15 protein-coding genes are annotated in these 19,373 nt (G+C 62.5%); 13 read left to right on the top strand and 2 right to left on the bottom strand.

What is annotated here, in order from left to right; genetic code table 11:
* Positions 1-58 precede the first annotated feature (58 nt).
* The 13 genes from VX159_RS14810 (at position 59) to VX159_RS14750 (ending at position 16,317) form a co-directional block, all read left to right on the top strand.
* Positions 59-781, top strand: coding sequence for a YEATS-associated helix-containing protein (locus tag VX159_RS14810; RefSeq protein WP_371323646.1), 723 nt, complete (start codon positions 59-61; stop codon positions 779-781).
* A gap of 68 nt (positions 782-849) precedes the next feature.
* Positions 850-2,208 (top strand): bifunctional UDP-N-acetylglucosamine diphosphorylase/glucosamine-1-phosphate N-acetyltransferase GlmU, encoded by a 1,359-nt coding sequence (gene glmU, locus VX159_RS14805; RefSeq protein WP_371323645.1) that lies wholly within the window; start codon positions 850-852, stop codon positions 2,206-2,208.
* A gap of 130 nt (positions 2,209-2,338) precedes the next feature.
* Positions 2,339-2,770, top strand: a complete 432-nt coding sequence (locus VX159_RS14800) for a type IV pilin protein (RefSeq protein ID WP_371323644.1) — start codon at positions 2,339-2,341, stop codon at positions 2,768-2,770.
* Positions 2,764-3,312 (top strand): GspH/FimT family pseudopilin, encoded by a 549-nt coding sequence (locus VX159_RS14795; protein WP_371323643.1) that lies wholly within the window; start codon positions 2,764-2,766, stop codon positions 3,310-3,312. The genes VX159_RS14800 and VX159_RS14795 overlap by 7 nt, the downstream gene beginning before the upstream one ends.
* Positions 3,312-3,689 (top strand): hypothetical protein, encoded by a 378-nt coding sequence (locus tag VX159_RS14790; protein ID WP_371323642.1) that lies wholly within the window; start codon positions 3,312-3,314, stop codon positions 3,687-3,689. Before VX159_RS14795 ends, VX159_RS14790 begins: the two co-directional genes overlap by 1 nt.
* A 15-nt stretch (positions 3,690-3,704) precedes the next feature.
* Positions 3,705-4,820: a PilW family protein gene (locus VX159_RS14785; protein WP_371323641.1), complete on the top strand. Its 1,116-nt coding sequence runs from the start codon at positions 3,705-3,707 to the stop codon at positions 4,818-4,820.
* Positions 4,821-4,832: 12 nt separating this feature from the next.
* Positions 4,833-5,501 carry a hypothetical protein gene (locus tag VX159_RS14780; protein ID WP_371323640.1) on the top strand — a complete coding sequence of 223 codons (669 nt, stop codon included), beginning with the start codon at positions 4,833-4,835 and terminating at the stop codon, positions 5,499-5,501.
* Between the two features lie 36 nt (positions 5,502-5,537).
* The gene (locus VX159_RS14775) at positions 5,538-9,149 is read left to right on the top strand and encodes a pilus assembly protein (protein ID WP_371323639.1); all 3,612 of its coding nucleotides are present in this window, start codon (positions 5,538-5,540) and stop codon (positions 9,147-9,149) included.
* Positions 9,150-9,180: 31 nt separating this feature from the next.
* On the top strand, positions 9,181-9,819 hold the full coding sequence (locus VX159_RS14770) for an energy transducer TonB (RefSeq protein ID WP_371323638.1): 639 nt from the start codon (positions 9,181-9,183) through the stop codon (positions 9,817-9,819).
* 134 nt (positions 9,820-9,953) lie between these two features.
* Positions 9,954-12,008 (top strand): elongation factor G, encoded by a 2,055-nt coding sequence (gene fusA / locus VX159_RS14765; RefSeq protein ID WP_371323637.1) that lies wholly within the window; start codon positions 9,954-9,956, stop codon positions 12,006-12,008.
* A gap of 198 nt (positions 12,009-12,206) precedes the next feature.
* The gene (locus VX159_RS14760) at positions 12,207-13,736 is read left to right on the top strand and encodes a DUF4118 domain-containing protein (RefSeq protein WP_371323636.1); all 1,530 of its coding nucleotides are present in this window, start codon (positions 12,207-12,209) and stop codon (positions 13,734-13,736) included.
* Complete coding sequence (locus tag VX159_RS14755) at positions 13,733-14,425, top strand: response regulator (RefSeq protein ID WP_371323635.1); 693 nt, start codon at positions 13,733-13,735, stop codon at positions 14,423-14,425. Before VX159_RS14760 ends, VX159_RS14755 begins: the two co-directional genes overlap by 4 nt.
* 8 nt (positions 14,426-14,433) lie before the next feature.
* Positions 14,434-16,317 (top strand): potassium transporter Kup, encoded by a 1,884-nt coding sequence (locus VX159_RS14750; RefSeq protein ID WP_371323634.1) that lies wholly within the window; start codon positions 14,434-14,436, stop codon positions 16,315-16,317.
* 58 nt (positions 16,318-16,375) lie between these two features.
* On the opposite strand, the gene VX159_RS14745 is transcribed toward VX159_RS14750, so the two are convergent.
* Entirely contained in the window at positions 16,376-17,089 is a 714-nt protein-coding gene (locus VX159_RS14745) for a response regulator transcription factor (protein ID WP_371323633.1), read from the bottom strand.
* Between the two features lie 4 nt (positions 17,090-17,093).
* Complete coding sequence (locus tag VX159_RS14740) at positions 17,094-19,157, bottom strand: PAS-domain containing protein (RefSeq protein ID WP_371323632.1); 2,064 nt, start codon at positions 19,155-19,157, stop codon at positions 17,094-17,096.
* Positions 19,158-19,373: the final 216 nt, after the last annotated feature.

Below are 19,373 nucleotides of genomic sequence, written 5' to 3'. Positions count from 1 at the left end.
GGCTTCGACAGGGGGGCGGAATCATGTGACAATCCCGGCTAAACACGGGAGGAGTCGAATGTCCAATGAGCTGACTGCAGCGTATCAGGTCAGCGCGCCGAGCGGTGTGCTGGATGCCCATATGCTGATGATTCTGGCCATCATGATGGTGGCTGGCCTGCTGGGTGGTGCGGCCAATTACTATCTGGCGGAGCGCGAGGAGCGTTCGGCGAACGATCGGGGGAAATACCTCGTGCTTGGCGTGGTGGCCGCGTTGACGGTCCCCTTGTTCCTCAACATGATGTCGAGTACCTTGCTCGAAGGTGCGCGCACCAAACCGGTTGATTTCTTCGCATTTGCCGGCTTTTGTCTGGTCTATGTGATTGCCTCGCGGCGCTGGTTTGAAAACGCCGTGCAGCGCTTGCTCGGGCAAGTCGAGCAGGTGCGTAAGGACCTGCGGGAAATGCAGCAGGAAGCGCACGAGCCATCCGTGGCCACTCGTGAGGAGCCTGTTGCCGGAAGTGGCAAGGACGAGGCGCGCGACTCGTTGTCTTATAACGATGTCGAAATTCTGCGGGCAATCGCCGAAGAGAATTTTGTCTATGGGAATCTTGCCGCGATCTGTGAGCGGACCGGACTGGCTCGCGAATTCGTCAGCCAGCGGTTGACGGCGTTGAAGGCGCAGGCGCTGATCGAAACCCGGATCAATGACAAAAATGTCCTGCACTGGACCATTTCGGCCAAAGGGCGTGGCCTGCTCGGCGAGATTCTCGATGCCCGGGACGAGGCACGCGGTTCCTGAGGCGCGACCGCCAGGTTTCCCGGGCCGCTTGCCAGCGTCCCGCTTTTCTTTTTTCTGAATGAGTTGCCATGAATATCGTTGTCCTCGCTGCTGGCCAGGGGAAGCGGATGTACTCCGCGTTGCCCAAGGTTCTGCATCTCCTTGCCGGCAAGCCGCTGGTCAGCCATGTACTTGAAACCGCCCGCCAGTTGCAGCCGGAAAAACTGGTGATGGTCTACGGTCACGGCGGCGAGCAGGTGCGGTCTGCACTGGCCGGCGATGATCTGCATTGGGCCTTGCAGTCCGAGCAGTTGGGAACCGGGCACGCGCTGGCGCAAGCCCTGCCCGCCTTGTCCGATGCGGCACAAACCTTGGTGCTGTATGGCGACGTTCCATTGATCAGCGAAGCGAGCTTGCGCCGTTTGCTGCAGGCCGGACAGGAAGGGCTTGCGATCCTTACCGTCGAATTGGCTGACCCCGCAGGTTATGGCCGGATCGTTCGCGATCCTACCGGCCGGGTGGCTTGCATTGTCGAAGAGAAGGATGCAGGGTCCGATGAAAAGGCGATTCGTGAAGTCAATACCGGAATCATGGTCTTGCCGACGGCCCGCCTGCGCGAATGGTTGGCTGCACTCAAAAATGACAATGCGCAAGGCGAGTACTACCTGACCGATCTGGTGGCTCTCGCGGTGGCCGCCGGGGTGCCGGTGCATACTGCTGCAGCGGCCACCGAATGGGAGGTCTTGGGGGTCAATAACAAGTTGCAGCTGGCGCAGCTTGAGCGCCAGTATCAGTCAATGCTGGCCGAGCGATTGCTGCTGGCCGGAGTCCGCCTGGCCGATCCGGCGCGGATCGATGTGCGGGGTAGCTTGACTCATGGTCGCGATGTCTTCATTGATGTGGGCTGCGTTTTCGAGGGTGAAGTCGAGCTTGGCGACGGAGTCGAGATCGGCCCCTATTGCGTATTGCGCAATGTCCGCTTGGCTGCCGGCTGCCGGGTCGCAGCATATTGCCATTTCGATGGGGCAACGGTTGGCGCCGAGAGCATTCTGGGCCCTTATGCCCGTCTGCGCCCGGGTGCCGAACTTGGCCCGGAAGTCCATGTCGGCAATTTTGTCGAGGTCAAGAAAAGCACCATCGGTGCGCAGTCGAAGGCCAACCACCTAGCCTATATCGGCGATGCGGAAATCGGCCAGCGAGTGAATATCGGTGCCGGGACGATCACCTGCAACTATGATGGGGTCAATAAACACAAAACCATCATCGAGGACGACGCCTTTATTGGTTCAGACAGCCAATTGGTTGCCCCTGTGACCGTCGGGCGAGGAGCAACGCTGGGCGCAGGGACGACCTTGACCAAAAATGCCCCTGCCGAGGCGTTGACCGTGTCGCGGGCCAAGCAGCTCAGTTTGAGCAACTGGGAGCGTCCCAAGCCAAAACAGAAATAACCGGTGGCAGGAGGCTCCGTCAGTCCCCGGCAGGACTACCGCCTGTCGTGCGGGGGCGACCGACGGTCGGCCTTGGTTCTGCAGGGGCTGATGGACTCATTACTATTCCATTCAAAGGAGGAAACGCCTCATGAAACCTTGCAATGTACGTGCGGCAACTCGTACCGGGGGATTTACGCTGATTGAAATCATGGTCGTCGTGGCCATCGTGTCGATCCTCGCCAGCATCGCTTTGCCCGCCTATTCACAGTATGTAATGCGCGGGCGGATTCCCGAGGCGACCGGCAATCTTGCGGTAAAGCGGGCACAACTGGAGAATTTCTTCGACAACAACCGGACTTACGCCGGTTTTGATTGCACGACTGGCGGTAGTTCGAACTTTACTTACTCATGTACTACCCAGAATGCCAGCAGCTACACCATTCAGGCGACAGGGCAGGGCCCGATGGCCGGTTTTGTGTTCACCATCAATCAAAGTAACCAGAAGGCGACAACCGGGGCTCCGTCGGGCTGGTCCACCAATGCCAATTGCTGGATTACCGGCAAGTCGGGATCATGCTGAACCTAGCCCCCCGCCGTCGGCATGCCGGTGTCTCGATGGTCGAGGTACTGGTAGCGGTGGCGATCCTGATTGCACTGCTGGCAACCGGCATGCCGTCCTTCGTGGACTGGGTGCAAAACACCCAGATCCGTACTGCGGCGGAAGGGGTCACTGCCGGTCTGCAGGCTGCTCGGGCAGAGGCGGTCCGACGTAATACTCCGGTCCAGTTCGTGCTGCTCGGAGAGGGCGGCGTGGGCGAAACCGGTTGGGAGATTCGTGTTCGCAATACCAATGAACTGGTTCAGGCAATGCCGGCGGGAGAAGGCAGCGCCAAGGCGCAGCTGACGACCCAACCTGCGGATGCCCGGATCGTCACCTTCAGCAGCCTGGGGCGTGTACTTCCACTCAATGCCGACGGCAGTGCGCCGCTGACCAGAATCGACATCGATAATCCGGCGCTGGCCGCCGACAAAAGCCGGGAGCTACGGATCACCATTAGCGCAGGTGGGAGCATCAGAATGTGCGATCCGGCTACTTCGGGCAGTGATACGAGGGCATGTTGATGCATTACCTCAATGATTACCCGCGCAGGCAGCAAGGGGTGGCCATTCTTGAGGCGCTGATTGCGGTTCTGCTCTTCTCCTTCGGCATTCTGGCCTTGGTTGGCCTGCAAGCCAGTTCGATGCGGTTGGCCAGTGATGCCAAGCTGCGGGTTGATGCCAGCTATCTCGCCAATCAGAAAATCGGCGAAATGTGGGCCGATTTCGGCAATCTCTCCGGCCATGCCGGTACCGTCGAAGTGAGTGAGTTGCCTGCGGGAACAATGACTACGGTGGTGGCCGGTGACAAGGTAACGGTGACGATTACCTGGAAGACACCTGGCGCTTCCTCTACCAACAGTTTTGTGTCGATTGCCCGAATCAACAATAACGGGCTTTAAGCAGCGGGGATGCGCATGTCGAACCTAAGCAGCCAGCGAGGCCTGACCCTGATCGAACTGATGGTGGGCGTACTGATCGGGATGCTGACCACGGTCATCGTTTTTCATGCGTTCAGCCTGAACGAGCGACAAAAGCGGGTGACAACCGGTACGGCCGACGCGCAGACCAATGGCGCACTGGGGTTGTTCATGCTGGAGCGCGATTTGCGGATGGCAGGCTTCGGTCTGGAAACCGATTTTTCGGCCAAGTGCAATGTTACCTACAGCTATTACGACAACGGGAGTGGCGCTGCAGGCCCATTGCCGGGCATGAGTGCTGTCGCGCCACTGGTCATTACCGATGGCGGGGCCGGCTCGGACCAGATCGCCGTGGTCTATTACGCGGATCCTGCTGACAACAATTTTTCGATTCCTTCCTACACTACCTTGCGCAGCACCATGCCGCAGCCATCGGCCGAGCTGAATGTCAGCAGTACCGACGGTTGCAAGGAGGGGGCGCTGGCGATTGTCCAGCAGGCGGGGAACTGCATGGTGATGGAAATTACCCAGGTGCAGGATTCGGCATTGAAAATTCAGCACAATCCGGGGGGGGCAGGAACGGCGGGTGATCCGGTATATAACCCGAACAATCCTTACATAGTCGCCAACGCCTGGCCGGCCTTTGCCAAGGATGCTGTGGTTCGTTGCGGTTTTTCAGCGCCTTTGCAGCGTACTTACCGGATCAGCGCTGCCTATCAGCTGGAGTCGCAGGATTCTGGCAGCGCTGCGGCGATCAGTCTGGCACCGCAAATTGTCAGCTTGCAGGCACAGTACGGTATCTCGGATACCGCAGCCAGCAACAAGGTGACTGCCTGGGTCGACCCTACCGGCGCCTGGGCGGCGGCGACGCTGACCCGGGCCCTAGGGTCGCGGATCAAGGCGGTACGAGTTGCGGTCGTGGCGCGCAACAGCGAATACGAGAAGCCTGAGCCGGGGCAGGCTTGTGCGACCACGACTCAGGCCATGCTTGACCAATGGTCGGACTGGGCTGAGTTTGCATCAATCAAAACCCTGCCCGATTGGGCTTGTTATCGCTACAAGGCGTTTGAAACGGTGATTCCGCTCCGCAACGTGTTGTGGGCGGCATTCTGAACGGAGACTGGCATGCAGAGGAATCTGGCCTGTCGTATCGACAACCGCAACCAGCGGGGTGTGGCTCTGATGGTTGCCATGATTGCGTTGGTGGTGATGGCCCTGGCCGGCGTCGCGCTATTGCGCGCGGTAGATACCAATGCACTGGTTGCCGGGAACCTGGCTTTTCGCCAGAGTGCGGTGAATGCCGGTGACAGCGGGGTGGAGAGTGCGCGAACCTGGCTGGGGGCAAATAGCGCCGGCCTGGAGCAGGATCTCGCAGCTTCGGGTTACTACGCCAGCCGGATGAATGTTGGCGGGGTCGACGGCAAGGGTATCGACCTGACCGGTAGCCGCACGACCAGTACGGCCGATGACGTGAAATGGGTCAATGCCGATGGCTCGACCCAGCCCGGACAGTACACCCCGTTTTGTGTCGCAGCCAAGGACGAGGGAGGCAACAAAATCTGCTATGTGATTCATCGCCTGTGCGACCAGACCGGTCCGCTGGCCGATGCCGGATGCAGTTCGACCTATTCGGCCACTTCCGGCGGGGGCAGTGCCGGTACCTTGCAGCAAGGCTCCACGTATCAGAAAACAATTGTCGGGGAAGGGACGCTGATGGGCTTTTACCGGATCAGCGTCCGGGTTTCCGGTCCGCGCAACAACACCGGGTATGTACAGGCGGTGGTGCAGTACTAAGCGTGCTGTGCCGCTGCTTTGACCAAGGAGATAAACATGAACCGCGAGCTATTTTCGTTCCGGCGACGTCACTGGGCGTGGCTGCTGCTCGGGCAGTGCTGGGTCGGCGGCCTGCTCCATGCCGGGGCAACCCAATTGGCCGATGTGCCTTTGGCCAATGCCTCGACGGTCACCGTGTTGCCCAACATCTATTTCATCCTTGATGACTCGGGGAGTATGGAGTGGGATTACATGCCGGACTACGTTGATAGCAACTATTGCCGCGACAATTACACCGAGGATGGCAATACCGATGCCAGCCTTGACGTGTGCCGCTTTGGCGACCCTCCGTTCATGGCCAGTGCCTTCAACCGGGTGTATTACAACCCACTGGTCAATTACGCCGCCCCGCTGAATTCCGATGGATCAGCCAAAACCAGCTATACCAGCTGGACGTCGGTACCTCTTGATGGCTATGGAATCCAGTTCACTTCCACGGGCAGTTATCCGCGCAATGATTATGTCTATGATTACGATACGGTCACGCCGCATGACTGGGCCTATGGTCTGGGCTACAACCTGAACCTGACGACCCAGTTCCCCGAGCGGAAATGGTGTACCAGCGGTTCGAACTCGACCACCTGCAGTAACAACACCGTCGCAGCGCTGAATGCGAGCAATCTTTATGTCTATCCCGACAGCACCTACAAGTATCTGCGCACGGTCTATGGCGCTCCGTATTACTACAACGTAACCGTTGAATGGTGCAGCCAGCGCAACACCAGCGGGACCGACCGGAACTTTGGCAAGAGCGGAACCTGTCAGGCCAAAAAGACGAGTACCTACAAATATCCCCGTTTTTCCAACTGGTCCAAGGTCACGATCACGCCCAGTGTCAATTCCTATCCCGGCCCGAACGGTACAACCCGTACCTACAGCCAGGAAATGACCAATTTTGCCAACTGGTTCGCGTGGTACCGCAGCCGGATGCAGATGGCGAAAAGCGGCATTGGTCAGGCATTTGCCAATATTCGCGGCACGCCGAACAGCAGCGATGTCAGCGACAAGAATTATTTCCATGCCCGCGTCGGCTTCTCGACCATCAGCAGTACAGGAACGACCGATGGCTCCAAGTTCCTCAAGGTCGATAATTTCGATACCGCCCAGAAGAGCACCTGGTTCACCCGTCTCTATGGCACCGTGCCGTCGAGTGGCACCCCCTTGCTCGGTGCGCTGGCCAAGGCCGGGCGGATGTATGCAGGGAAGCTCTCGGTCGATCCAGTGCAGTATTCCTGTCAGCGCAATTTCACCATCCTGTCTTCGGATGGCTACTGGAACTCGGTCACCGACGCCTATGGTCCGACCAAGGAGGATGGCGCGACCAAGGTCGGCGACCTCGATAGCGCGGCCAGCGTGGCCCGTCCGTCGTATGAGCGGAATGCCACGGCCAATACCCTGGCCGATGTGGCTTACTACTATTACCACACCGATCTGCGCCCCGGTAGTTGCAGTGTCTGCACCGACAACGTGGTCCCGGCCGGGACGAAAAAGGACGAAGACGACATTGCCCAGCACCAGCACATGACGACCTTCACCATTGGCCTCGGAGTGGATGGCACCCTGACCTATCAGGACGGGTACAAAACCAGCACGACCGGCGATTATCAGGGCTTGAAGCAAGGTACTACGGATTGGCCGGCCGTCGATCCAGGTACCGACGACGAGCGGAAAATCGATGATTTGTGGCACGCAGCGGTGAATGGGCGGGGAACTTATTTCAGCGCCCGCGATCCCGAATCGCTGATCAACGGGCTGACCTCGGCACTGGGTACCATGGAGTCGGTGACCGGCTCCGGCGCCGCGGCAGCGACCAGCAGCCTGGAACCGGTTGAAGGCGATAATGCAATCTACATCGCCAACTATACGACCGTTGCGTGGACCGGCGAACTCTCCGCTTACACGGTCGACCTCGGTACCGGGGCAATTTCCTCGACCTCAACCTGGAAGGCATCGACCCAACTCGATGCCAAGGTCTCCTCCGACAGCGATACACGGACCATCTACATGGTCAAATCGGGGGCGCTGGCGGCTTTCAGCTACGCCAATCTGTCCACCGATCAGCGGGCCTGGTTCAACAACAACCAGCTGAGCCAGTACAGCGATCTGAGTGCCGGCGACCAGGCTTTGGCAACCGCCGAAAATTTGGTCAAATACCTGCGCGGACAGAACCGTTACGAGGATCAGGACCGGCCGAGCGGCTTTGTCTATAGCCGTCTCTATCGCGACCGGGTGGCGACTCTGGGCGATATCATCCACGCACAGCCGGTGTATGTGAAGGCACCGCAGTACGACTTTACCGATACCGGTTACGCGGCCTTCAAGACAGCCCAGTCGGCTCGCACCGCAATGGTCTATGTGGCCGCCAACGACGGTATGCTGCATGCCTTTGATGCAACCACCGGCAATGAAAGCTGGGCCTTCATTCCGCCGCAGGTGATGCCCAACCTGTGGCGGCTGGCGGACAAGGATTACGCGACCAATCACCGCTACTCGGTCGATGGTCCGCTGACGGTCACCGACATCCAGGTGGGTGGTGTCTGGAAAACCATCCTGATTGCCGGTCTGGGCAAGGGCGGCCGCGGCTACTTCGCGCTCGACATCACCAACCCGGCAGCGCCCGCCTATCTCTGGTCGCTTTCTGCCGACGATCTGCCCAATCTCGGCTACAGCTATGCTCCAGCCGTGGTCACCAAGATCAATGGGGTCTGGTCGGTACTGCTGCCCTCCGGTTACAACAATATTCCAGAAGGAAGCAAGTATCCGGGGGCGACGGGCGAGGGTTATCTTTTTGTCCTCAATGCTGCCACCGGGGCTGTAATCAAGACGATCGGTACCGGTGTCGGGACCGTCGGCAATCCCAGCGGCCTGGGGCGGCTCAATGCCCGGGTGATCGGCGATTTCAATCTCGACAATACCGCCGAAACCGCTTATGCCGGCGATCTCGAGGGTAACCTCTGGCGCTTCAACCTGCTGGCCGGAACGGCGAGCAAGCTGATCGCCCTGGGCAATACTCAGCCGATCACCGCTGCGCCGGAACTGGGAGAAATCAGCGGCAAACCGTTGCTGTTCTTTGGAACCGGCCGTTATCTGGGCGAAGGCGATCTGACCTTGAATCAAACCCAGTCTCTCTACGGCTTGTATGACAGCGGCGCTACCTTGTCCAAGGGCGCCCTGGTGCAGCAGATCATTTCCGGTAGCAGCATCAGCAACAATCCCGTCGATTGGGCAGCCAATGGTGGCTGGTATGTCAATCTCCCGGACAACAAGGAGCGGGTGCATCTTGATGCCAAACTGATCATGGGTACCCTGGTCTTTGCCAGTACCGTACCCGAGGCCAGCGAGTGCCAACCGGGCGGCTACAGCCACCTGTTCTTCCTCGATTACCGGACCGGCGGCAGTGTCGGGACTTCGGCCGCGATGCTCAAGTATGTCTCGCCGATTGTCGGGGTTTCGGCCTTCAAGCTGCCAAGCGGTACGATCAAGGTGGTGCCGATCACTGCCGACGGCAAGATTCCGGCAGGTACGCCGCCATCCTTGCCGGTCAGTCCCACTGGCAGCGGCGGAGTCGGCAGTGGCAAGCGGGTCATGTGGCGCGAATTGCTTGACTGAACCGGGGTGGCGCTGGCTGCCGGCCTCCGGCATGTCGGTCCTCCTGCATCTCGGGTTGTTGGCGCTCCCTGCCGGCAGTAACTGGCCGGCAGGGGCGCCGCTGCCCCGACAAGCTTTGCAGGTGCACTGGCAGGCGGCGGCTGCACCGGCTGCCGAACTTCCACGGCCGCGCCGGCACGATCTGCTGGTTGCCCGGAACCCGGGGCCGCCGGCCGAGCAGTCGCTGCTCGCGTTGCCGGCTACCGGCGAGCCGGCAAGGGTCGAACCGGTCTTGCCGGTGGCGGAAACCGAGCCGTCGGGCGAGGCAGTCTGGCCGCAGGTGCATTACTACCGGCGTGCCGAGGTTGACCGGGGGCCGCAGATTGTCGAGGATGTCGCGGCAAATGGCTCGCCGCTGGCGGAAACGCTGGGGAGGCTGGCTACCAATGGTCGAATGGTGCTGGAGCTATGGATTAACGCCGGTGGGCAGGTCGACCGTAGCGAGGTGCTGACTTCCAGCCTGAACCCGGCAACTGAAGCACTGGTCCGCAATGCCTTTGGCCAGGCCCGCTTTCAGCCGGCGCGCAAAGGCGAGCAAGTCGTAGCCAGCCGCTTGCTGATCGAGTTGACCGTTGCCGATGTTCCCTCTGAGCCGGCCGTTCCTTCCCCGCTGGCACCGGTCACTCCTTAAGTTTCCAGGCTTGCCTCGCCGAGCAGAGGGGCATAAAGTCTTTCCCAGCTTGTTGTTCCCAGGGCGTTGCCCGGCAAGCCTTCATTCCTGCCGCCGACGCGCCCTGACCGCATTCACCACTCAGGGAGAAAAAGATGTCGGATCGTCTGCAAGTTGCGCAACTCCGTTCCGTGGCGCTGGTCGGCCACGGGGCTGCCGGTAAAACTACCTTGGCCGAAGCCCTGCTGCACGCCAGCGGTGCAATTCCGGCGCGGGGCAGCGTCGACCGTGGTAATACGGTGTGCGACCACGATGCGCAGGAAAAGGAGGCCGGACACAGCCTGTTTTCCGCCTTGGCCGCCTGCGACTATCAAGGCGCCCGCATTCAGTTGCTTGATACCCCGGGTTATCCCGATTTCGCCGGCCAGGCGGTGGCGGCGCTGGCCGGGGTCGATACCGCGCTGGTGGTGGTCAATGCCCAGACCGGTGTTGAGTTGATGACCGAGCGGATGATGCGCCATGCCGGCGAGCGCGGCCTGTGCCGGATGATCGTGGTTAACAAAATCGATGCCGACAATGTCGATCTGCCGGCGCTGGTCGCCGACTTGCGCGAACGTTTCGGCAAAGAGTGCCTGCTGCTCGACCTGCCGGCGCACGGCGGTGCCGATGTCGTCGAAGTGCTGGAACAGATCGACGGCGACAGCGATTTCGCCTCGGTCGCCGCCGCGCATCGGGCCTTGATCGACCAGATCGTCGAGGAGGACGAAGACCTGCTCGCGCAGTATCTCGAAGACGGTGCCGATCCCGATGCCGAGCGCCTGCATGCGCCGTTCGAGAAGGCGCTGCGTGCCGGCCATCTGATTCCGATCCTGTTCGTCTCGGCCAAGACCGGCGCCGGCATTCCGCAATTACTGCATGTGCTGGCGACGCTGGCGCCGAACCCGACCGAAGGCAACCCGCCGCCCTTCTGGCGGGGCGAGCCGGGCTCCGCAGCGGTGGCCTTCGCCGCCAAGCCGGATCCGGACCAGCATGTGCTGGCGCATGTCTTCAAGATCGTCGCCGATCCCTACATGGGCAAGGTTGCCGTGTTCCGCGTGCACCAGGGGATGCTGAAGAAGGACGCACAATTGTTCGTCGGCGATGCCCGGCGCCCGTTCAAGGTGGCGCACCTGTACCGCCTGCAGGGCAAGGAAATGCAGGAGGTCGAACAACTGCTGCCGGGCGAGATCGGCGCGGTGGCCAAGGTCGATGAAATCGAGTTCGATGCCGTACTGCACGACTCGCACGACGAAGATCACATTCACCTCAAGCCACTTGATTTTCCCAAGCCGATGGCCGGGCTGGCGGTCGAAACCCGCAAGAAGGGCGACGAGCAGCGGCTGTTCGACATCCTCGGCAAGCTGGCGATGGAAGACCCGACCTTCGTTGTCGAACGCCACCCGAGCAGCAACGAAACGGTGATTCGCGGTCTTGGCGAAATCCATCTCAAGGCCAAGCTGGCGCGCATGGCCGGCCAGTACAAGCTGGAGGTCGAGACCAAGCCGCCGCGTATTCCCTACCGCGAAACCATTACCCAGCCGGCCGAGGCGGTGTATCGCCACAAGAAGCAGTCGGGCGGCGCCGGCCAGTTCGGCGAGGTGCATCTGCGGATCGAGCCGAAAGCGCGCGGCGAGGGCTTCGAGTTCGTCGATGCGGTCAAGGGCGGCGCGATTCCCGGCGTCTTCATGCCGGCGGTTGAAAAAGGCGTGCGCCAGGCGCTGGCCGGCGGCGTGGTGGCCGGTTACACGGTCGACGACCTGAAGGTCACGATTTTCGATGGCAAGACGCACTCGGTCGACGGCAAGGAAGTGGCATTTACCACTGCCGGGCGCAAGGCGGCGATCGAGGCGATCCGCGCCGCCAGGCCGATCCTGCTCGAACCGATCGTGGCGATCGAAATTGTTGCCCCGGAGGCCAGCATCGGCGACCTGACCGGCGATCTGTCCGGGCGCCGTGGCCACATCACCGGGACCGACAGCCGTAGCCACGGGCAGATGGTGATCGCCGGCGAAGTGCCGTTGGCCGAACTCAACGACTACCAGTCGCGCTTGAAGTCGCTGACCGGCGGTCAGGGCAGTTACCGCATCGACTTTGCCCGCTACGCCGCTGTCCCACCGCAGATTCAGCAGCAGTTGGCCAGCCGCTTCGAATTGCGCGACGACGACGAATAAGGCCAGCGGCCCGGTACCGGGCCGGTCGCAGCATTTCCCAAGAGGGCGGCGCATGGCCGCCCTTGGCTTTTTTGGGGGAACAGCTTGCCTGCGGGCGTCTGATCGTTGCCGGCAAATCGGTGCGTAATGTTTACGACATTTATACGCCCGCCTTGCCAGAATGCTGCACAGCAACAAGGGCACAAGGAGGCAAACCCGATGACAAACCTGGACGCAAATCGCCGCTCACCGCGCGAATCGCTCCGCCTGCTCGGCACCGTCAGCGCATGTGCCGCCACCACCGCGCTGGCGACACCGCTGCATGGCGTGCTCGACCCAGCCAATATCGTGATGTTGTTCCTGTTGACCGTGTTATTGGTCGCGGTGCGCTGGGGGCGGCGGGCGGCGATCCTGGCCTCGGTGTTGAGCGTCTTGCTCTTCGACGTGTTTTTCGTGCCGCCGCGCTTTTCGCTGGCGGTCAGTGATTTGCAGTATCTGGTCACTTTCGCGGTGATGCTGGCGACGGCACTGACCACCAGCCACTTCGCCTCGGCTCTGGCGCAGCGGGCCGCCGAAGCCGAACGACGCGAGCGGCAGACGCTGGCGCTCTACCGCCTGGCGCAGCAGCTGGCCGGTGCCCTGACCCGGCAGCAGGCGGCGGAACAGGTGCTCGGCTTCCTGCGCGAACAACTGGCGGTTGGCGCCTGCCTGCTGCTGCCGGATGAAACCCGGCGCAGCTTGCAGCCGCTGGCCGGCATTCCAGCAATCCCGGTCGAGCCGCATCTGGCGCAGGTGGCGTTTGAGAGCGGGCAATGGGTGCGCAGCGATAGCGTGCAAGGCTTGGGGCTGGCTGCGCTGTATCTGCCGCTGCAGGCGCCAATGCGGCTGCGCGGGGTGCTGGCGGTCGAGCATTCGCTGGCCGCGAGCATGGAAACTGCCACCGAACAATCGCTATTGGCCGCGCTGGCTTCCTTGCTGGCGGTAGCGCTGGAGCGCCTGCATTACGTTGAGGTGGCGCGCAGCAGCGAATTGCAGATGCTCGACGAACGGCTGCGCAGTTCGATCCTCTCGGCCTTGTCGCACGACTTGCGGACGCCGCTGACCGCGCTGGTCGGGCTGGCCGATTCGCTGTTCCTGATCAAGCCGCCCTTGCCGGCGGCGGCGCTGGAAACGGCAGAGGCCCTGCATCAGCGGGCTGCCGGGATGGCCGGGCTGGTCGGCAACCTGCTCGACATGGCCCGGCTCAACGCCGGCCAGGTCAGCCTGCGCAAGGAGTGGCAGCCGCTGGAGGAGGTGGTGGGTGCCAGCCTCAAGCTGAGTGCGCCGGTACTTGCCGGGCTGCGGGTCGGCACCGATCTGGCGCTTGATCTGCCTTGGCTGGAGTTCGATGCGGTATTGCTGGAGCGGGTGCTCTGCAATCTGCTGGAAAACTCCGCCAAGTATGCTCCTGCCGGCAGCGAACTGTGCTTGTCGGCGCGCCGCGTCGATGCCTGGGTCGAGGTTGCGGTTGAGGATGCCGGGCCGGGTTTCCAGGTCGGCGATCCGGCCGAACTGTTTGCCATGTTCGTTCGCGGCGAGCGCGAGTCGGGCCTTTCCGGCACCGGCCTCGGGCTGGCGATTTGCAAGGCGATTGTTGAGGCGCATGGCGGCACGATTGTCGCCGGCAACCGGGCGCAGGGTGGTGCACGCGTCAGTTTTCGCTTGCCGGTGGGCGAGCCGCCGGCCTGGTCGGACGAGGAGGGGGCATGAATCACGACGCGATCCGGGTCTTGATCGTCGAGGACGAGCCGCAGATCCGGCGGGTCGTGCGGCTGGCGGTCGAGGAAGAGGGCGGTGTCGGGATCGAAACCGGCGATCTGGGGCAAGGCCTGGCCGCAGCGGCGGCCCAACGGCCACAGCTGGTGATCCTCGATCTCGGCTTGCCGGATGGCAACGGCGTCGAGTTGATCCGCAACCTGCGCGGCTGGTCCGACATTCCGGTGCTGATCCTGTCGGCGCGGGCGCAGGAGCACGACAAGATCGAAGCCCTCGATGCCGGGGCCGACGATTATCTGTGCAAGCCCTTCGGCGTCGGCGAATTGCGGGCGCGGGTGCGCGCCTTGCTCCGCCGCCAGGGGCGTGCGGCCGGCGGCGGTCAGCCGCTGGTCGAGTGCGGCTCATTCACGGTCGACCTGCCACGGCGGCTAATTTTGCGCCACGGCGAGGCGGTGCATCTGACGCCGCGCGAATACCGCCTGCTGCTCGCCTTTCTGGCGCAGCCGGGCAAGGTGCTGACGCAGCGCAGCCTGCTGCGGGAAGTCTGGGGCGCCGCTGCGGTCGAGAGCGGGCATTACCTGCGGGTCTATGTCGCCCGCTTGCGGCAAAAGCTGGAGGACGATCCGACCCAGCCGCGCCATTTTTTAACCGAAACCGGGGTTGGCTACCGTTTTCAGCCATGAGGGGAAACATGCAACATACCGAACCAAACAAGGCACGCCTGGCGACGCTGACCTTGGCCGCTCTGGGGGTGGTCTATGGCGATATCGGCACCAGTCCGCTGTATTCGCTGAAGGAGGTTTTCGGCGGTGCGCACCATCCGGTGCCGATCACGCCGGGCAACGTGCTCGGGGTCCTGTCGCTGTTTTTCTGGACCTTGATCATCGTGGTCACCGTCAAGTACGTGTCCTTCATCATGCGCGCCAACAACAAGGGCGAGGGCGGGATCATCGCGCTGATGACGCTGGCGCTGCAAAAGGGGCGTCCCGGCAGCTGGCAGCAGCGTTGTCTGGTCGCGCTCGGCTTGTTCGGCGCGGCGCTGTTTTACGGCGACGGAGTGATCACGCCGGCAATTTCGGTGCTCTCGGCAGTCGAGGGGCTGGAAATCATCACTCCGGCGTTCAAGCCCTATGTGCAGCCGATCACGCTGGCGGTGCTGGTGCTCCTGTTCGTCTTCCAGCGGCGCGGCACGGCCAGCGTCGGGGCGCTGTTCGGGCCGGTGATGCTGCTCTGGTTCGCGACCATCGCCTTGCTCGGCCTGAGCGCGGTGGTGCAGCAGCCGGCGGTGCTGGCGGCGATCAATCCGCTGTATGCGCTGGCCTTCCTGCAAGGCAATAGCGTGCTCGGCTTCCTCTCGCTGGGGGCGGTGGTGCTGTGCATCACCGGCGCCGAAGCGCTGTACGCCGACATGGGGCATTTCGGTGCGCGGCCGATCCAGTACGCCTGGCTGGGCTATGTGATGCCGGCGTTGCTGCTCAATTATTTCGGCCAGGGCGCCTTGCTGTTGGCTGATCCGGCGGCGGTGGAGAATCCCTTCTACCTGCTGGCGCCCGAGTGGGCAATGTATCCGCTGGTGATCCTGGCCACCGTCGCCACCATCATCGCTTCGCAGGCGGTGATCTCCGGCGCCTTCTCGATCACCCAGCAGGCGATCCAGCTTGGATACACGCCGCGTCTGGAAATCCAGCACACCTCGGCGCAGGAAATCGGCCAGATCTACCTGCCGGCGATCAACTGGGTCTTGCTGCTGGCGATCATCGTGCTGGTGATCGAGTTTCAGTCCTCGTCCAACCTGGCGGCAGCTTATGGCATCGCCGTGACCGGCACCATGCTGATCACCAATCTGCTGGCGATCGCGGTGGCGGTGCGCCTGTGGGACTGGAGTCCGTGGCGGGCGGTGGCCGGCGCCTTGCCCTTCATCGTCATCGATAGCGCCTTCTTTTTCGCTAACAGCGTCAAGATTCCCGATGGCGGTTGGTTCCCGCTCGCCTTCGGGTTGCTGATTTTCGTCCTGCTGACCACCTGGAAGCGTGGCCGGGAAGTACTCGCTGCGCGCCTGGACAAGGACGCGATGGCCTTGCAGCCTTTCGTCGCCAGCCTGGTTGCCGGCGGTGTCGAGCGCGTGCCGGGGACGGCGGTGTTCATGACCCAGCACCCGGAAAGCGTGCCGCATGCGCTGTTGCACAGCCTCAAACATTACAAGGCACTGCACGAACGGGTGCTGATCCTCAGCGTTGCCGTGCTGGAGGTGCCTTACGTCGGCGAACACGAGCGGGTGGCGGTCGAGTTGCTGCCGGGCGGTTTCGCGACGGTGCGGGTACGTTATGGCTTCAAGGACGAGCCGGACATCCCGGCGGCACTGGCGCATTGCGCGACCTGCGGTCTCACGGTCGACCCGATGGATACCTCGTTTTTCCTCGGCCGCGAAACCCTGATTCCCAAGCTCGGCTCGGAAATGGCCTATTGGCGCAGCCTGCTGTTCGTGGCGATGTTCCGCAACGCCGGCAGCGCCACCGCCTTCTTCCGTATTCCGTCGAACCGGGTAGTCGAGTTGGGCTCGCAGGTGGTGTTGTAAGCCTTAGCCATTGAGTGGGCCGGCGTTGGTGCCGGCCCGTGGTTTTGGCTGATTTTTCCTATTCCAGCCAGTTGACCGTGGTCATGAACAGGTAGCCGGCGCCATAGACAGTTTTGATCAGCGCTGCCCGTTCCGGGTCGGCTTCCAGCTTGCGGCGCAGGCGTGAAACGCGAACGTCGATGGCGCGGTCGGTCGGCGACAGGTCGCGGCTGCCCATCAGCTGCTCGCGCTGCAAAATCCGGTTGGGATTCTTGACGAAGACCTTGAGCAACTCGGCCTCCGAGGTGCTCAGGCCATGTTCTTCGCCGCCGGGGCCGTGCAGGCTGTTGTTGCCGAGATTGAAACGCCAGCCGGCAAATTCGGCGACCTGCTTGGCTTGCGGTGCCGCCGTCCCTTCGCGCCGGCGCAGGATGCTGCGCACGCGGGCGACCAATTCGCGCGGCTCGAAGGGTTTGAGCATGTAATCGTCGGCACCCATTTCCAGACCCATCACCCGGTCGCTGACGTGCGCGCGCCCGGTCAGGATCAGAATGCCGCAGGCCGATTCGGCGCGCACCTTCTGCATCGCCTCGATCCCGTCCATGTCGGGCAGGCCGAGGTCGATGATGCACAGGTCGGGGCCGAGGCTGCGCAGGCGGCGCAGCAGGTCACCGCCGCTGCGGCACCAGGCGGTGCGGAACGAGAAGTCCTTGAGCGATTGTTCAATGATGCGGGCAATGTCCGGATCGTCTTCGACGACGACGATCATTTTTCCGGCTTCGCTGTCTTTCATGGCATTAGCTTTGGCTGGAGGAAAAGGTGGCGTGCAGGGCGCGCGCCAGTTCCTGGCGGGTGAACGGTTTGGCAAGAACTGGAATCTGTGCGCCCAGTCCGCTGTCGGCGGCGCCCTGGCCTTCCTCGTCGGTATAACCGCTGATCAGCAGGCAGCGCTTATCGGCAAATTCGCCGGCGATGCGCTCAGCCAGCTGGCGGCCGTTGAGTCCACCCGGCATCAGTACGTCGCTGACTACCAGGCGGATGTCAGGAATCTGCGCCAGCATCAGCAATGCCTGCTGGCCGTCTTCGGCTTCGATCACCGGGTAGCCGAGGTCGACCAGTTGCTGGCAGACGATGCGCCGCACCTGCGGGTCGTCCTCAACCAGCAGCACCAGCTCGCCACCGCCGGGCTGGCTGCTTTCCTCGGGAGGCGGTTCTGGGTGCGTCTCCGGCTGGGTGGCCGGGAGCACCATCTGGATTACCGTGCCTTCGCCGGGCTGACTGTGAATGGCGATGCCGCCGCCGGATTGTTTGACGAAGCCGTCGGCCATCGCCAGCCCGAGGCCGCTGCCGAGGCCGAGGCGCTTGGTGGTGAAAAAGGGGTCGAAAGCCCGCGCCAGCGTTGCCGCATCCATGCCACAGCCGTTGTCGGTGACTTCGAGCAGCGCGTAGTGGCCGGGGGCGACGCCGAAGGCGGCGGCATCGGTCGACAGTTCGACCGGGCGGCAAGCGAGGTGAAGCACGCCGCCGTCGGGCATCGCATCGCGGGCGTTGAGCGCAAAATTGAGCACTGCGCTTTCCAGCTGGCCGGGATCGGCCAAGGCGTGGATCGGCTGGCTGCCGAGGTCGGTCGAAATCGCAATCGGCTCGGGGAGCGAGCGGCGCAGTAATTTCGACAGGCTGGCCAGCAGCTGGCCGAGATCGACCGCTTCCGGCAGCAAGGGTTGCTGCCGGGAATAGGTGAGCAGTCGCTTGATCAGCTGTACGCCGCGCCGCGCCGACTGCAGCGCCGGTTCGACAAATTCGTTCACCGCCGCGTTGACCGTGGCATCGCCGCTTGCCGCCTTGGGCAGATGGTCCTGCAGCGCCGCCAGGTTGCCGATGATCACCGTCAGCAAATTGTTGAAGTCGTGCGCCAGGCCGCCGGTCAGCTGGCCGATGGCTTCCATCTTCTGCGCCTGGATCAGCGCCGCCTGCATCCGCTTCTGCTCGGTGATGTCGTAGGCGAAGACGAAGAAGCCCAGCGTACGGCCTTCCGGCGTGATTTCCGGGACCAGGGTGCTGCGCGCAAAGACCGTTTCGCCGTGGCGTTCCTTCTGATACTCGTAACTGACCTGCTGCCCGGCCAGCGCCTTTTTGACCGGGTCGCGCACCTGGGCGTAAACCTCGCGTCCGACCACGTCGGGCACCGAGCGGCCGATCACGGTGCCGCCCGGCGGCGCAAACCACTCGGCGTAGCCTCGATTGGCGTACTGGTACACCTCGTTGGCGTCGACGTAGCCGATCAGGATCGGGATGGTGTCGTTGATCAGGCGCAGGCGTTCCTCGCTGCGCTTGAGCGCGGCGGCAATGCTTTCCTTCTCGGTAATTGCCCGGCGCAGGTTGGCGTTGGCGTTTTCCAGCTGGGCGGTACGCCGGCGCACCCGCTCTTCGAGCTGGATGTTCTGGTGCTCGGTCAGGTGCTCGATGTAACGTTGCTCGGTAATGTCGGTGTACAGCGTGACGAAGCCGCGCTCGGGCAAGGGCTCGCCGCGCAGCAGCAGAACCCGGCCGTTCGGCCGCTGGCGTTCGCGCACATGCGGCTGGAAGCTGGCGGCTGCCGCCAGCCGTTCGGCGACCTGAGCCTCGACCTCGCCGGGGCCGTACTCGCCGCGCTCGGCGTTGTAGCGGATGAAGTCGGCAAACGGGGTGCCGACGACCGCCAGCGACTCGGGGAAATCGAGCAGTTCGAGAAAGGTGCGGTTCCAGGCGACCAGGCGCAAGTCGGCATCGAACACGGTGATGCCCTGGTCGAGCAGATCGAGGCCGGCCTGCAGCATGGTCAGGCGGGGATCGTGGCTGGGAGCGGCGGGCGGTGAGTGCATCGGCTGATTTTACTGGCCGGCGCCGCGAGTTTCAGCCGTTTTTTGCCATTTCCACGGTCGACCGTGAAAAAGACGTTTTTTTGCCCGCTTGTAACGATTCGTTACATTCGCGGAAAAGTTCTGCAAGAGTGTTTTGCGATTCTTCGCTCCAGCAGTAAAGACCTATAAAAGAGAACAGCGTTCTTCCTTGCGAAGAGCACAGCAAGTGACGCGCCG

The organism is Dechloromonas sp. ZY10 (assembly GCF_041378895.1).
In the GTDB taxonomy this organism is placed as follows: Bacteria; Pseudomonadota; Gammaproteobacteria; order Burkholderiales; family Rhodocyclaceae; genus Azonexus; species Azonexus aquae.
Note: the sequence above shows the minus strand (reverse complement) of the source record. Positions and strands in the feature narration are given on the sequence as shown.